This window comes from Streptomyces sp. NPDC029014, assembly GCF_055564695.1.
In genome coordinates this window covers 1-15,186 of sequence record NZ_JBVHVT010000136.1, presented here as the reverse complement: position 1 = coordinate 15,186, position 15,186 = coordinate 1, and the positions used below count along the sequence as shown (strand labels likewise).

9 protein-coding genes and 1 pseudogene are annotated in these 15,186 nt (G+C 72.4%); all 10 read right to left on the bottom strand.

The genetic code is table 11. From position 1 onward, the window contains the following. A pseudogene (locus ACZ4VL_RS38665) lies at positions 1 to 1,010 on the bottom strand (Fe-S oxidoreductase); the annotation flags it as partial. A 145-nt stretch (positions 1,011 to 1,155) separates the two neighbouring features. Further along, entirely contained in the window at positions 1,156 to 1,986 is an 831-nt protein-coding gene (locus tag ACZ4VL_RS38660; RefSeq protein WP_468210078.1) for an AfsR/SARP family transcriptional regulator, read from the bottom strand. A gap of 247 nt (positions 1,987 to 2,233) precedes the next feature. Continuing rightward, on the bottom strand, positions 2,234 to 3,340 hold the full coding sequence (locus tag ACZ4VL_RS38655) for a serine hydrolase domain-containing protein (RefSeq protein WP_468210075.1): 1,107 nt from the start codon (positions 3,338 to 3,340) through the stop codon (positions 2,234 to 2,236). A gap of 79 nt (positions 3,341 to 3,419) precedes the next feature. Continuing rightward, complete coding sequence (locus ACZ4VL_RS38650) at positions 3,420 to 4,667, bottom strand: cytochrome P450 (RefSeq protein ID WP_468210072.1); 1,248 nt, start codon at positions 4,665 to 4,667, stop codon at positions 3,420 to 3,422. Continuing rightward, entirely contained in the window at positions 4,664 to 5,887 is a 1,224-nt protein-coding gene (locus ACZ4VL_RS38645) for a cytochrome P450 (protein WP_404239818.1), read from the bottom strand. Before ACZ4VL_RS38645 ends, ACZ4VL_RS38650 begins: the two co-directional genes overlap by 4 nt. A 61-nt stretch (positions 5,888 to 5,948) precedes the next feature. Next, positions 5,949 to 6,479, bottom strand: coding sequence for a nuclear transport factor 2 family protein (locus ACZ4VL_RS38640; protein WP_468210068.1), 531 nt, complete (start codon positions 6,477 to 6,479; stop codon positions 5,949 to 5,951). Positions 6,480 to 6,605: 126 nt separating this feature from the next. Continuing rightward, positions 6,606 to 7,847: a crotonyl-CoA carboxylase/reductase gene (gene ccrA, locus ACZ4VL_RS38635; RefSeq protein ID WP_468210065.1), complete on the bottom strand. Its 1,242-nt coding sequence runs from the start codon at positions 7,845 to 7,847 to the stop codon at positions 6,606 to 6,608. Between the two features lie 128 nt (positions 7,848 to 7,975). Next, positions 7,976 to 8,767, bottom strand: a complete 792-nt coding sequence (locus tag ACZ4VL_RS38630) for a thioesterase II family protein (RefSeq protein WP_468210062.1) — start codon at positions 8,765 to 8,767, stop codon at positions 7,976 to 7,978. Further along, positions 8,764 to 12,792: a type I polyketide synthase gene (locus ACZ4VL_RS38625; RefSeq protein ID WP_468210059.1), complete on the bottom strand. Its 4,029-nt coding sequence runs from the start codon at positions 12,790 to 12,792 to the stop codon at positions 8,764 to 8,766. Before ACZ4VL_RS38625 ends, ACZ4VL_RS38630 begins: the two co-directional genes overlap by 4 nt. Continuing rightward, the coding region (locus ACZ4VL_RS38620; RefSeq protein WP_468210056.1) for a type I polyketide synthase at positions 12,785 to 15,186 on the bottom strand (2,402 nt) is incomplete at its 5' end. The genes ACZ4VL_RS38625 and ACZ4VL_RS38620, both read right to left, overlap by 8 nt.

Sequence of the window (15,186 nt, the reverse complement as noted above, 5' to 3'; positions counted from 1 at the left end):
TTGGCGTGCGCGTGGTCGCGCAGCGACATGATCAGCAGCTTCGGGGACAGCGGCTTGCCCGTGTTCCACGCCGGGCACTGCGACTGGCAGCGACCACACTCGGTGCACGTGGAGAAGTCGAGGATGCCCTTCCAGGAGAACTGCTCGACCTGCGAGACACCGAAGACGTCGTCCTCACCCGGATCCTCGAAGTCGATCTCCTTGCCACCCGAGGTCATCGGCTGCAGCGCACCCAGCGCCGTCTCACCGGTGGCGTTCCGCTTGAACCAGATGTTCGGGAACGCCAGGAAACGGTGCCAGGCGACGCCCATGTTGGTGTTCAGGCCGATGGTCGTCGCCCAGATCATCGTGGTGCCCAGCTTGATCATGGCGAACAGGTAGACCAGGTTCTCCAGCGCCGTGACGCTCAGCCCCTTGAAGGCCAGCACCAGCGGGTACGAGGCGAAGTACGCCGCCTCGTAGTGGTCCACGTGGTGCAGGGCGCCCTCCAGGCCGCGCAGCGCCATGATCGCGAGGCCGATGATCACGATGACGGACTCGACGAAGTACGCCTGGCCCATCTTCGATCCCGCGAAACGGGACTTGCGGCCCGCCCGCGACGGCAGGCTCAGCAAGCGGACGACGATCAGGGTCAGGATGCCGAGGGTCGTACCGGCGGCGATCAGCTCGGTGTACATCTCGTACGGCAGGAACCCGCCGAGCACCGGCAGGGTCCAGTCGGCCTTGAAGAGCTGGCCGTACGCCGTGACGATGGTGAGGCCGAGCGTGAGGAAGCCGACCGCCACGAACCAGTGCGCCACGCCGATGACGCCCCAGCGGTTCATCCGCGTGTGGCCGACGAACTCGCGCACCACGGTCAGGGTGCGCTGGTACGGGTTGTCGGTCCGCAGGCCGGCCGGTACCGGCTGGCCCAGTCTGAAGTACCGGACGAACTGGCCGATGGCGCGTGCGAGCACCGCCGCGCCGACCACGGTCAGGACCAGCGACACAATGATCGCGGCGAGTTGCATGGAAGGACTCCTCAAGCCTGCGAGGGCAGGACTGCCAGGGGATTACTAAGCGGTAACTTACCCATCTGGGCCCGAGGTTACCCGAGAATGGTGCACCCCTCGCGGCCTTCGGCCGGTGATCTGCGTCGCTGAGGGAGCCCTCACGTCAGGACTGCCACGACAGGGTGGGGACGGGTCCGGTCAGCAGGCCGGTGTCCACCCGGAGCATGCGCAGATACAGGTCCTGGAGCTGCTGCCCCGGGTCGACTCCCATGTTCTCGGCCAGGGTCCGACGCAGCTCCACGTAGGCCGCCAGCGCCTCGGCCTGCTTGCCGGACCGGTACAGGGCCAGCATCAACTGCAGCCAGTGCGGCTCGTGCAGCGGATTCGCCGCGGTCAACGAGCGCAGTTCGCCCATCAGTTCACGGTGCTGCCCCAGGGCGAGATCGGCGTCGATCCGCGCCTGGACCGCCTCGGACCTGAGGCTCTCCAGCTCCGTGACGTGCTGGATCACGGCCGGTGACGTGCCGGCGTCGGCGTAGGGATCTCCCCGCCAGTGGGCGAGCGCCCGGGTGAGGCACCGTGAGGCGAGGCCGGCCTGACCCGCGGTCAGCGCGTCCTTGCCCTCCCGGACCAGGCGCTCCGCACGCACGGCGTCCACGTGGCCCGGGGGGACGTTCAGGACGTATCCGGAGGGGCGGGTCAGCAGCCACTTCCCCTCGGAATCGCCGAGCACCCGGCGCAACCGCAGGACGGCCACGGCGACCGCCTTCCGCTCGGTGACCGGCTGGCTCTCGGACCAGACCTCTTTGAGGATCTGCTCGCTCGTCATGACCTTCCCGCGCCGCGCGGTCAGCGCACCCAGTAGTGCGCGAATGCGAATTCCACCCACCGATACCCGGTGCTCGAATTGCCCTGCGGGATGGACCTCCAAGGGTCCGAGTATTCCTATCTGCGGAGCGGCTCCCGGATTTAAGTCGGCGATGGGCACCGGCATGTTCCTCACTCTTCCCCCTTGAGTTCGTCACCAAGCGTCGGTGCATGTCGGCTTTTTTCTGGCACGACTGCCCAATACTCGTGGTGATCATGATGCCATAAGAGGCCATCGCTCAAGTGTGCGATACGTCACTCGCGTGTCGAGTGAAACCCGCAGTTCCTCGACGGCGCGGCCACGGCACCATGCCGAGCGATCCACCGATTACGGGCACCGCCCCCGAAGAGGGTATGGGAGAGAACGAATCCGGTCAGGTTGCCGGGCAGGCGGCGAGGGCCAGGTCGCTCACCTCGCGCAGACGGCCGATGCCAGCCCCGAACTGGGGTTGGATATTGGACAGATATGCGACCACGAGGTCACGGGACGGGTCCGCCCACACGACGCTGGACGTGGTCCCCGCATGCCCGAACGCGTTCCGGTCGCTCCTCGCGCCCAGGACGTTGGACAGGTCCTGGGGATCCGGACCCGGCCCGCCGAGCATGAATCCGTGGGACCAGCGGACCGGCCTTTTCAATGAGGCGTCGGTTTCCCCGTCATTGGATGACTTCCTGGCTTCCAGCACGGTTTCCTGACTCATCACCCGAATTCCGTCGAGAGTGCCTCCCTGCAAAAGCATCTGGTAAAAGCGCGCGAGTTGCCGCGCCGTACCCGAAATTCCAGCGGACGGAATCACGGCCTGGCGGTACCCGCGGCGGTTGCTCATCCATTGGTTGGGCCACTCCGAGGGGTGTCCGGCACGGGCCGGGACATGCCGGCCCCAGGCGTGATCGGGCAGTCCTGGATGCAAATCGTGCAGCCCCAGCGGCTCCAGCAGCCCGGAGGTCAGGGTCTCGCGGAAGGGCCGCCCCGTGACGCGTCGGACGAGCTCGCCGAGGATGAACCCGAAGCTCATGAAGTGGTAGGCGGCGACCTCGCCGCCCGCCCAGCGGGGCCGGGCCTCTTCGAGGTCGCGCACCGACTTCTTCCAGTCGGTGGCGGTGCGCATGGTGCGCACCATGCCCCGACCGGCCGGCACCCCGGCCCGGTGCTGGAGGACGTGGCGAACCGTCACGTCACCCTTGCCGTGCCGGGCGAACTCGGGCCAGTACGTGGCCACCGGCCGGTCCAGCTCGATGTCGCCGCGCTCGGCGAGCAGGTGCACGGCCAGTGCGGCGAACGGCTTGCTGGCGGCGTACAGCAGGAAGAGGGAGTCGGAGTCGCAGCCGAAGGAGCGGTCGAGGACGGGCACGCCGTGCCGGAGGACGCACAGCTGTGCCGCTCCCCCTCGTGCCCGCACCACCTCGGTGAGCCGGCGCAGGACGTCGGGGTCCATGTCCACGTCCTCCGGCCGGTGCTCGCGCTCGTCGATGGTGTTCACTGGTGTCGCTCCGCCTTCGTTCGTTCGGGTCGGACGTCGGCCCGACGGGGGTGCCGGCGGGCCGGGGACGGCCGTGTTGTCACCAGGTGACCGGCATGGTGTGCAGGCCGCGGACCATCAGCCCGGCCTTCCACGAGAGGTGCTCCTCGGGTACGGCCAGCCGCAGTCCGGGGTACCGGCGCAGCAGTGTGGTGAGAGCGATCTGGAGTTCGGCACGGGCGAGTTGGGAGCCCAGGCAGTGGTGCGGTCCGGCGCCGAAGCCCAGGTGCGGGTTCGGGCGCCGGGTCAGGTCGAGCTCCTCCGGGTCGGTGAACACCTCGGGGTCCCGGTTCCCCGCGCCCATCGACGGCACGACGGTCTCCCCCGCCCGGACGACGACTCCGCCGAGTTCGACGTCCTCGGTGGCCGTGCGGGGGAATCCGTCGACGGTGCCGATGGGCACGTACCGCAGCAGTTCCTCGACGGCGTCCGGGATGAGGCCGTGGTCGTTCCTGAGCCGTTCCAGCAGCCGGGGGCGGCGGAAGAGGGTGTAGCAGAAGTTGGGGATCTGGCTGGCCGAGGTCTCGTATCCGGCGATGAGGATGGCCTCGGCGAGCCTGACCAGTTCACTCTCGGTCAGCCGGTCGTCCTCGTCGCGCGCGGTCACCAGGGCGCCGATCAGGTCCTCGGTGGGCCGCACCCGCCGCTCGGCGACGAGCTCGCCGAGGTAGGCGTGCATCTGCATCATGTAGTCGCGCACCTGGGCGGGCGTGTGCGCGGTGGTCGTCAGCAGGGCGTCCGACCAGGCGCAGAAGCGGGTGCGGTCCTCGGGCGGCACACCGAGCAGTTCGCAGATCATGGCGACGGCGAACGGCAGCGAGAAGTCCTCGACCAGGTCCGCGGGCGGGCCGATCTCCTCCATGGCGTCGAGGAGGCGGTCGGCGGTGTGCTGGATCAGCGGCCGCATCTCCTCCACGCGACGGGGCGTGAAGACCTTCCCGACGAGGCGGCGCAACCGGGCGTGGTCGGGCCCCTCGACGCTCAGCACCGCGTCCGCCGGCGGCTGGTGCGGCAGGAACCGGGGGGCGCCGGGCGCCACGGCCAGCGCCCGGGAGAACCTGCGGTCGGTGAACACCTTGCGCACGTCCTGGTACCGGGTGGCGAGCCACGCCTCACCGCCGTAGGGCAGGGTGACGCGCTGGAGGGGCTGCTCGCGGCGCAGCGGCTCCCAGTACGGGTCGGCTTCCAGCCGGTCCGGGTCGTGGAAGGGGTACGCCGGTGCCTCACCGGCACCGAAGGGGCACGCCCGCACGTCCGCCCCGGTGCCGCTCGGCTCGGTGCTGCTCACCGGGCACCGTCCCAGGTCACCGGAAGGTTGTAGACGCCGTACACGATCTGGTCGTCGCGCCAGCGGATGTCCTCCGGCGGGGCCGCCATGCGCAGGCCGGGGAAACGGGTGACGAGGCCGCGCCATGCCGACCGCATCTCCACGCGGGCCAGCTCCATGCCCAGGCAGAGGTGGATGCCGTGGCCGAAGGCGAGGTGCGGGTTGTGCTCGCGGGTGATGTCGAGGCGGTCGGGGTCGGGGAAGACCTCGGGGTCGCGGTTGGCCGCGGGCAGCGAGGCCAGCACCGCCTCTCCCGCCTTCACCGGGTGGCCGGCGACGTCCAGGTCCTCGGTGATGCCGCGGGGCAGTCCCTGCTGGACGATGGTCTGGTGGCGCAGGAGTTCCTCGACCGCGCGGTCGATGAGGCCGGGGTCCTTGCAGAGCAGGTCCCACTGGTCGCGGTTCTCCAGCAGGGTGTAGGTGCCGATGCCCAGCATGTTGGCACTGGTCTCGTGGCCCGCGATCAGCATCAGCACCCCGATGCCGGCGATCTCCAGGTCGGTGAGCGGCGGGTCGGCGTCCGGGTCGTGGGCGAGGTGGCTGAGCAGGTCGTCGCCCGGGTTCTTCCGCTTGTCGGCGACCAGGTTCATCATGAACTCGTTCATCCGCGCGCCGGTGGCGCCGAGTTCCTCGGGGCTGGCGTCCAGGGCCTGGAGCCTGAGGACCATGTCCATGAAGTCGTCGCGGTCCTCGTACCGCACGCCCATGAGTTCGCAGATCACGTACAGCGGAATCGGCAGGGCGAAGGACTGCACCAGGTCGACGGGACCACCCTGTGCCTCCATCGCGTCGAGGGCGTCGGCGACGATCCGGTCGATGCGCGGCTGCATCCTGCGGATCGCCCGCATGGTGAACCACTTCGTGAGCAGGCGGCGGTAACGGGTGTGGTCCGGCGGGTCCATGAAGATCAGGAAGCCGGGCAGGTAGACCTCTGCGCGCATCTCGGGGGCGAGGTTGCGCCAGGGCTGGGGCGTCCTGCCCGGGTGGGAGCTGACCCGGGGGTCGGCGAGTGCGGCCCGGACGTCGGCGTGCCGGGTCAGCAGCCAGCCCTCGGAGTCGTCGGCGAAACGCATCCGACTGACGGGATCGGTGCGCCGCAGCTCCTCCAGCTCGGGGGGCGGGGAGAACGGGCAGCTGCGCTGACGGGGCAGCGTGGGCGGGCGCTGCTCGGTGTCGGACACGGTCTGGCCTCCAGGAAGTGGCGGGGTGGGAGGGGGCGGACGGCCTGTTGCGGGGGGTGTTTCAGAGGGTGGGTGCCCCGGGGCCGCGCAGCGGCAGCACCTGGTAGCTGGCGTCGTCCCGGTCGCGGCGGCCGAGGTTGAAACCGGCCTGGGCCTCGGCGGGGTCGATCGGCACCTCGTGGACGAGGCTGTAGTCGCTCAGGACGAGCCGGCGGGCGATCTTCCATGCACCGTCGCGGCGTTCGAAGCGGTCGACGTAGCGGCCGGCGAACTGCTCGACCCGCCTGACACCGTCGGCGTCCCGGACGTGGTGGGCGGTGCAGTAGGTCTCCACGCCCGCGGTGTCGCCGTCGACCTCGATGGTGCTGCCGTGCAGCGTGTGCAGGGTGCCGCTGTAGGCGTCGCGGAGCACGGGGATGATCTGCTCGACGAAGTCGTGGGCCTTGCCACGGATGACGCCACGGTCGTCGTGGGCGTCGTCGTGGTAGGCGGACTTGGCGAGTTCCTCGTCGAGCCGGTCCAGTCCGCGGCAGTAGCGCTGCAGCACGGCACGGATCTCGCGCTCGCTCCACAGGATGTCGAGCCGGTCCATGGAATCTCCTTCATGGTTCTTGTTGCCGGAATTCCCCGGGCTCGCCGGGTTCGTTTCCTCACGATTTCCGGGCACGGCGGGGCCGCGGCGGAAATTCGCGGGCGCCCCGGGCTAGCGGGAAATGTGTCAGAGGGTGGTCAGGCCCGTCGTCTGTGCATTGACGAGAACGGCCTGGTTCCCCTGCGGGTGCTGGTTGTCGTGCATCAGCTGGTGCGCCTTTCCGACGTCCTCGAAGCCGCCGGTCCAGGACAGGCAGGGGTCGATGCGCCCGTCGGCGACGAGGCGGATGACGTCACGGCACTGGCGGAGGTTGGCGTAGTGCGAGCCCTGGAGCCGCTTCTGCCGCATCCACAGGTAGCGCAGGTCGACGTCGGCGTTGTAGCCGGTGGTGCCGCCGCAGATGACGACCATGCCGGCGGTGTCGCACAGGTACATCGACGTCGGGATGGTGTCCTGACCGCTGTGTTCGAGGACGATGCGCGGCGCCCTGCGCTCCCCGAGCTCTTCCCAGAACCGGCGGCCGAAGGCCCTGACGCCCTCGGTCCAGCGGTCCATGGCCGCGTGGTCGCCGATGTCGGGCAGCCGGCCCCAGTGGTCGAAGTCGAGGCGGTTGATGGCGCCCTGGGCGCCGAGCCGGCGGCAGTAGCCGGCGCGTTCCTCGTCCGACACCACGGCGACGGGGACGCCGCCCCGCTGGCGGACGATCTGGATGGCCATCGAGCCGAGGCCGCCGGCGCCGCCCCAGATGAGGACGGGGTCGCCGGGTTGCACGTCGTGCGGTGCCCAGCCGCACAGCTGGCGGTAGGCCGTGGCCCCGGTGAGCAGGAAGCAGGCGGCCTCCTCCCAGGTCAGCCCCGGAGGCTTGGGGTGGCACTGGTACTCGTCGACGAGGGCGAACTGGGCGAAGGAACCGTGGTTCCCCTCGTAGCCCCACACCGACTGCGAGTGGGAGGTCATGGGGTCCGCGCCGAGGCGGATGTCGGCGGCGGTCTCCGTCCACTGGCAGCCGGACAGGATCACCTCGTCGCCCACGGCGACCTGGCTGACGCCCTCACCGACCGCCCACACCACGCCCGAGCCCTCGGACCCGCCGATGTGGAAGTCCTCCGGCTCGCCGCGTCGCCGGCGGGCGGCGATGACGTCGACGGGCTGGCCGAGCGAGGCCCAGACGTTGTTGTAGTTGATGCCGGCGGCCATGACCCAGACCAGCACCTGGCCGCGCCCGACCTCCGGCACGTCCACCACCTCGGTCCGGAACGCCTGGTGCGGCGGCCCGTAGCGCTCCCGGCGGATCACGGAGGCGTACATGCGCTCGGGCACGGTGCCGAGCGGCGGTATGTCACCCAGTTCGAACAATTCGTTTCGCACGCAGACCCCCGTCTGGATTCGTTTCGCACAGGATCCGAAGAACGTCGGAAAGCGGGCCGGCCGCGCGGCCACCGCCAAGAAGAAAATGGGAATGTTGCACCGGCTGGGACGGAGAAGATGTCGATCCGTCAGCCGATCGCCTGCACCGAGTGCGATTCAGTGATCCTATCGTACACAAGTCGGCTCATTTTCTGGAGCTGTTCCGCGAGATAGAAATGCCCACCCGGAAAAACTTCCATCCGGAAATCCGCGGAGGTGTGCGCCCGCCAGGAGCCGACGGATTCCACCGGCGCCATCGCGTCGCTGTCGCCCACCATTGCCGTCACCGGGCACGGCAGCGGGGGGCCGGGGACGTGGTGGTGCGTGCGGACCGCGCGGTAGTCGCTGCGGATGGCCGGTGCGACCATCCGCAGCACCTCCTCGTCGTCGAGCAGCCGCGGGTCCGTGCCGCCGAGTTCGCCGAGGGCGGCGACCATCGCCCGGTCGTCCAGCTCGTCCAGGGCCCGTTCCACCTTCTGGCCGGGGGCGCCGCGCCCGGAGACGAACAGGTGGAGCGGGGGCGCGTCGCCGTCCTCGCACAGGACGCGCGCCACCTCGTGGGCCAGTACGGCTCCCATGCTGTGGCCGAACAGCGCCAGCGGCCGGTCCCGCCAGGGGCCGAGGGCCGCCACGACCCCGTCGCGCAGCGCGTCGATGGAGTCCAACGGCCGTTCCTGCCGCCGGTCCTGGCGCCCGGGGTACTGCACGGCCAGCACCTCCACGTGCGGCTCCAGCTCCCGGGACAGCGCGAAGTAGGCGCTGGCGGCGCCTCCTGCGTGCGGGAGGCAGAGCAGCCGCACGGGGGCCCCGGGGGCCGGGTGGAAGCAGCGGATCCACGGGTCGGGGTGGGCGTCACGGGGTGCCCGGGCCTGGTTCGTCATCGCCGGTCAGCCGTTTCACCCGGCGCGGCGTGCGGGGCCCGGAGGCCGGCCAGCCAGGCGTCGACGGCCCGGGCCGTCTGCGGAGCGTGCTCGTCCATCATGGTGAAGTGGTCGCCTTCCGTGTCCACGACAGTGCTGTCGAACTTCCAGTCGGGCTGCCAGGCCTGGCCTTCGGCGACCCGCCCGAGCGGCACCGAGGCGCGCAGCAGCAGGGTCGGCACGCCCGGCTCCTCGGGCACCCAGTCGGTGAAGAACTCGAAGTACCGGCCCATGGCGGTCAGCCGGACGTCGGTCATCGCCCCGAAGTCGGCCTCGCGGTCGAGTACGCCCTGTGCGAGTTCCCGCTGCATGCGGTGGAGGGCCGGGTCCGCCAGCAGATAGGTGTCCAGCAGCACCACGGCCTGCGGGCTCGGTCCGGTGCGGGCCAGGTGGGCCGCGAGGCTGTACGCGAACCAGCCGCCGGAGGAATGGCCCAGCAGGGCGTACGGTGCTCCGCCCGCGCGACGGCGCACGCCCTCGGCGAGGAACTCCAGCATCGCGGGGAAGTCGCCGGGCAGCAGTTCGCCCGGTGCGAATCCGGGTGCGAGCAGGGCCGAGACGCCGCGGGAGCCCCGGAAGCCGGCGGCGAGCCGGGCGTACTGCTGCGCCCCGTACAGCGGCACGGGTGCCGGGCAGCAGATCAGGACGGGCCGGTCGGTGTCCGGAGCCAGGTCCACCGTGACGGGGTCCTGGCCCGCCCCGGCTGCGGTGGCGAAGGCCGGGCGCAGCCGCGAGGCGACCTTGGTGAGCTCCAGCGCGTCCTCGGGCCGGTCCAGTTCGTTGGCGCCGCGGTAGAGCGCTTCGAGGGAGTACGGCGACGCTGCGGCGGGGGAGGTGCCGCCGGTCCCGGCGGCGGTGAGCTGCTGACCGAGGAACCCGGTCAGCGCGGTGGGCGTGGGGTGGTCGAAGACGACGCTGGCGGGCAGCGGCAGGCCGCACTCGGCGGACAGGGCGATGCGCAGCTCGGTCGCCATGAGGGAGTCGAAGCCCAGGGTGAGGAAGGAGCCGTCGGGCTCGATGTCGGCGGCGCCCGAGCCGCCGATCACTGCGGCGGCCTGCTCGCGCACCAGCGCGAGCAGCTGCGCGTCGCGCTCCTCGCCGGGCAGGTCGGCGAACCTGCGCGCCATGGGCACGGCGTCGGACGCGGCCGGCGCCGGGGCGGCCGCAGCGCGCGGGCGGGAGCCCGGGCCGTCGCCGCCCGCGCCCGCCATGCCGGCCAGCCAGTAGGGGCGGCGCTGGAAGGCGTACGTGGGAAGCTCCACGCGGGGCCCGGCGGGGCGCAGCAGGCGGTCCCAGGCCGGTGACGCGCCGAGCGTGTGGGCCTGGGCGACGGCCGTGAGCACGGCTTCCGGCTCCGGTGCGCGCCCGTGCAGCACGGGGACGAACGTCTCGGCGGCGGCCTCGGTCAGGCACTGCCGCCCGGCGGAGGTGAGCACTCCCCCGGGCCCGCACTCCAGGAACAGGGTGGCGCCGTGCTCGTGCAGCACGCGGACGGCGTCGTGGAAGCGGACCGTGTCGCGAACGTGGCGCACCCAGCGCTCCGGGCGGCAGAGGTCCTCCTCGCCGGCGAGAGCCCCGGTGAGGGCCGAGACCAGGGGGATGCGGGGGGCCCGGTAGGACACCTGGTGCGCGACCTCGGCGAAGGCCGCGGTCATCGCGTCCATGCGGGCCGAATGGAAGGCGTGGCTCACGCGGAGCCGGCGAGTGCGGCGGCCCCGCTCGGCCCAGGCGTCCGCCGTCGCGGACACGGCCCGTTCGTCGCCGGAGAGCACGACCGCCTCGGGGCCGTTGACGGCGGCGACGTCCACTGCCCCGCCCGTGTCGGCGAGTCGGGCCCGGACCTCGGCCTCACCGGCCTGGACGGCGACCATGGCGCCGCCGGCGGGCAGTTCCTGGATGAGCCGGCCGCGTGCCGCGACCAGGGCGCAGGCGTCGGCGAGCGACCAGACTCCGGCCACGTGGGCGGCGGTGAGTTCGCCCACCGAGTGCCCCGCGACCAGGTCCGGGCGCAGCCCCCAGTCCTCCAGCAGTCGCGCCAGTGCGACGCCCACGGCGAAGAGGGCGGGTTGGGTGTAGGCCGTGGCGTCGAGCAGCGCGGCTTCCGGCGTGCCCTCGGCGGCGAACATCACCTCGCGCAGCGGCCGGTCGAGGTGCCGGTCCAGCTCGGTGCACACCTCGTCCAGCGCGTCGGCGAACACCGGGTGTGCGGCAGCGAGTTCGCGCCCCATGCCGGGCCGTTGGCTGCCCTGGCCGGGGAAGAGGAACGCCGTCCTGCCGCCCGGGGGCAGGGTGCGGCCGGTGACCACGCCCGGGGCGCGGCGGCCGTGTGCCACGGCCGTCAGGCCGGCGAGCAGCTCCTCGTGGTCCCGGCCCAGCACGACGGCCCTGTGGCCGAAGGCGGCGCGGGTCGTGGCCAGGGCTGCCGCGACGGCCTGCGGGGACCGGTCCGGTCCCGCGGCCGGATGCGCGGCCAGGCGTTCGGCCTGCCCGCGCAGGGCCTCTTCGCTCCGGCCCGAGACCACCCACGGCAGCACGCCCGAGGGGACGGCCGCCGTGCCGGTCGGCGGCTGCGGGGCCGGGTCCTCGGCGGGCGGGCTCTCCAGGATGACGTGGGCGTTGGTGCCGCTGACGCCGAACGACGAGACGGCCGCGCGGCGCGGCTCCCCGCTGTCCGGCCACGGCTGCTCCTGCGTCAGCAGGTCGATGCCGCCCGTGGACCAGTCGACGCGCGGTGTGGGCTCGGTCAGGTGCAGGGTGCGGGGCAGCATGCCGTGCCGCATGGCCATCACCATCTTGATGACGCCGCCCGCGCCGGCCGCCGACTGCGTGTGGCCCAGGTTCGACTTCAGCGAGCCGAGCCACAGCGGCCGCCCCGCGGCGCGGGCGCGCCCGTAGGTGGCCAGCAGGGCCTGGGCCTCGATCGGGTCGCCCAGCGGCGTTCCGGTGCCGTGCGCCTCCACCGCGTCGATCCGGTCGGCGGTCAGCCGTGCGTTGGTCAGGGCCTGCCGGATCACCCGCTGCTGCGCCGGCCCGTTGGGCGCGGTCAGCCCCGCGCTCGCGCCGTCCTGGTTGACCGCGCTGCCGCGTACGACCGCCAGGACCGGGTGGCCCAGCCGGCGGGCGTCACCGAGACGGGCGAGGAGGAGGACGGCGGCGCCCTCGGACCAGGTGGTGCCGTCGGCGGTGGCCGAGAAGGACTTGCAACGGCCGTCGGGCGCGAGTCCCCGCTGCCGGCTGAACTCGATGAAGGCGGTCGGTGTGGCCATCACCGTCGCGCCGCCCGCCAGCGCCAGGGAGCACTCGCCCTGCCGCAGGGACTGGGCGGCCAGGTGGAGCGCGACCAGCGAGGAGGAGCAGGCGGTGTCGACCGAGACGGCCGGCCCTTCGAACCCGAAGGTGTAGGAGATGCGGCCGGAGAGGATGCTGGCGGAGTTGCCGGTGCCGATGAACCCCTCGGCCTCCTCCCGCGCGTCGAGCACGTTGATCAGGTAGTCGTTGCTGTTGGAGCCGACGAACACCCCGACGTCCATGCCCCGCAGCCCGGTGGCGTCGAGCCCCGCGTGCTCGAACGCCTCCCAGGAGGTCTCCAGCAGCAGCCGCTGCTGCGGATCCATGGCCAGCGCCTCGCGCGGGGTGATGCCGAAGAAGGCGGCGTCGAAGCCCGACGGGTCCTTCAGGAAGCCGCCGTGCCGCGAGTACGTCCGACCCGGCGTCCCCGGTTCGGGGTCGTAGACGGCGTCGACGTCCCAGCCGCGGTTGGTGGGGAACTCGGTGACGGCGTCCCTGCCCTCGGCCACCAGCTGCCACAGCTCGTCCGGCGACGCGACGTCCTCGGCGCCGCCGGGGAACCGGCAGGCCATGCCGATGATCGCCACCGGCTCGTGGGCGGCCTCCTCGGCCTGTTCCAGCTGCCGGCGGGTCCGCTGCAGATCGGCCGTGACCAGCCGCAGGTACGCGCGGAGTTTGGTCTCGTTGTCCTCAGCCAAGGCGGAGTTCCCTTTCGATCAGGTCGAACATCTCGTCGTCGGTGGCCCCGTCGAGGGCACCGGGGTCGGGGCCGGTGCCGGGCCGGGCGGGGGCGTGGACCGCGAGCAGGGCCTTGAGCCGCTCGGCGATCCGGGCGCGCTCCGTGTCGTCGGCGGGCAGCCCGGCCAGACCGGCCTCCAGCCGGTCGACCTGCTCGGCCAGCGACGGGCCGACCGCCGCCGGACCCGTCTCGTCGAACGCGGCCGCCAGGTGGGCGGCGACGGCGGCCGGCGAGGGGTGGTCGAAGAGCAGTGTCGTCGGCAGCTCCCGGCCCGTCGCTGCGGCGAGCTGGTTGCGCAGCCGCACCGCCATGAGCGAGTCGAAGCCGTGGTCGAGGAAGCCCCGGTCGGGGTCCACGGCCTGCGGCCCGTCGTGCCCCAGGACACCGGCCGCCTCGGTGCGCACCAGCCGCAGCAGGGCCTCGTGGCGCTCCTGCCCGGGCAGCGCCCGCCACGCGGCGGCCGCCGTCTGCGGGTGCCCGACGGGGCTCTCGCCCGCGGGCTCGGGCACGCCGGACCGCGTCTGCGGGCCGGCGTGGTCGGCCCGGTCGGCCCGGTCGGCCTGCCGCTCGACGGGCCCCGTGGACCCGGTGGGCCAGTACCGCCGCTTCCGGAACGCGTAGACGGGCAGGTCGAGCGCGCGGGGCCCGGCGCCGAACCAGGCGTGCCAGTCGACGGGGGTGCCCGACGAGTGGAGCGTGGCCAGGGCGGTCAGCAGGGCGGGCACCTCGGGCCGTCCGGCGCGGGCGACGGACAGCAGCAGCGGAGCAGCACGTCCGGGCTCTGCGGTCAGACAGCCCTCGCCGGCCGTGCTGAGCACGGTGTCCGGGCCGATCTCGACGTAGACGCCGGCCCCGTACCGCTCCAGCCGCCGCATCTGGTCGTGGAAGCGCACCGAGGCGCGTACGTGCCGGACCCAGTACGCGGGGTCCCGCGCCTCGCGGGCGCTCAGGATGTCGCCGGTGACGTCCGAAACGATCGGGATCCGCGGTGCCGCGTACGACAGACCGGCGGCGATCCGCCCGAACTCCTCCGTCATGGCGTCCATGTGAGGGGAGTGGAAGGCGCGGCTCACCTTCAGGCTGCGCGTCTTGCGGCCCTGCGCGGCCCACTCGTCGGCGAGTGCGGTCACGACGCCGGCGTCGCCCGACAGCACGACCGAGGCGGGCCCGTTGAGCGCGGCGAGGTCGGCCGCCCCCTCGTGGCCGGCGAGCGCCGCGCGGGCCTCCTCCTCGGTGGCCTGTACGGCGATCATCGCGCCGTCCGTGGGCAGTGCCTGCATGAGCCGGCCACGGGCGGCGACGAGGGCGGCTGCCTGCGGCGCCGTGAGCACACCTGCCGCGCAGGCCGCGGACAGCTCGCCGAGCGAGTGGCCGGCCAGGACGTCGGGGCGTACCCCCCAGCTCTCCAGGAGCCGGAACAACGCCACCTCGTAGGCGAACAGGGCGGGTTGGGCGTAGTCCGTGCCGTGCAGCAGGCGCGCCGGCGGGGTGTCGTCCGGCGCGAACATCACCTGGAGGAGCGGCTCGTCCAGGTGCGGCTCGAAGTGCGCCGCCAGCTCCTCCAGGGCTTCGGCGAAGACCGGGAAGGCCGCGTACAGCTCCCTCCCCATGCCGGCGTGCTGGCTGCCCTGCCCGGTGAAGAGGAAGGCCGTCCGGCCCTTGGCGCGGGCCGTGCCGTGGACGAGGGCGTGGTGGTGCTGCCCGTTCGCGAGGGCGTCGAGACCGGCACGGAGGGTCTCCGCGTCCGGGGCGAGAACGGTGGCACGGTGCTCGAACGCCGACCGGGTCACCGCCAGCGCGCGGCCCACCGCCCGCACGTCCGACTCCGGACGCGCGACGGCGTACTCGTACAACCGCCGGGCCTGAGCCCGCAACGCTTCCTCACTACGACCCGACACCACCCACGGCACCGGACCACCCGCCGCAACCGACCCCGACCCCGACTCCTCAACCGGGGCCGGGGCCTGCGGGGCCTCCTCCAGGATCACGTGCGCGTTCGTCCCGCTGATCCCGAACGAGGACACACCCGCCCGGCGCACACGGTCACTCTGCGGCCACGACCGGGCCTCCCGCAGCAGCTCCACCGCACCGGCGGACCAGTCCACCAGAGGCGTCGGCTCGTCCGCGTACAACGTCCGCGGCAACTCGCCGTGCCGCAGCGCCATCACCATCTTGATCACACCGGCCACACCCGCCGCCGTCTGCGTGTGCCCCAGGTTCGACTTCAGCGATCCCAACCACAGCGGACGCTCAGCAGGCCGGTCCCTGCCATAGGTGGCGAGCAGGGCCTGCGCCTCGATCGGGTCACCCAGCCTCGTCCCCGTCCCGTGCGCCTCGACCGCGTCGACGTCGT

What these genes read in the sequence shown, in the direction of transcription:
- ACZ4VL_RS38660 (WP_468210078.1), bottom strand. Translation starts at nt 1,986, where the DNA reads ATGCCGGTGCCCATCGCCGACTTAAATCCGGGAGCCGCTCCGCAGATA.
- ACZ4VL_RS38640 (WP_468210068.1), bottom strand. Translation starts at nt 6,479, where the DNA reads ATGGACCGGCTCGACATCCTGTGGAGCGAGCGCGAGATCCGTGCCGTG.
- ACZ4VL_RS38630 (WP_468210062.1), bottom strand. Translation starts at nt 8,767, where the DNA reads ATGACGAACCAGGCCCGGGCACCCCGTGACGCCCACCCCGACCCGTGG.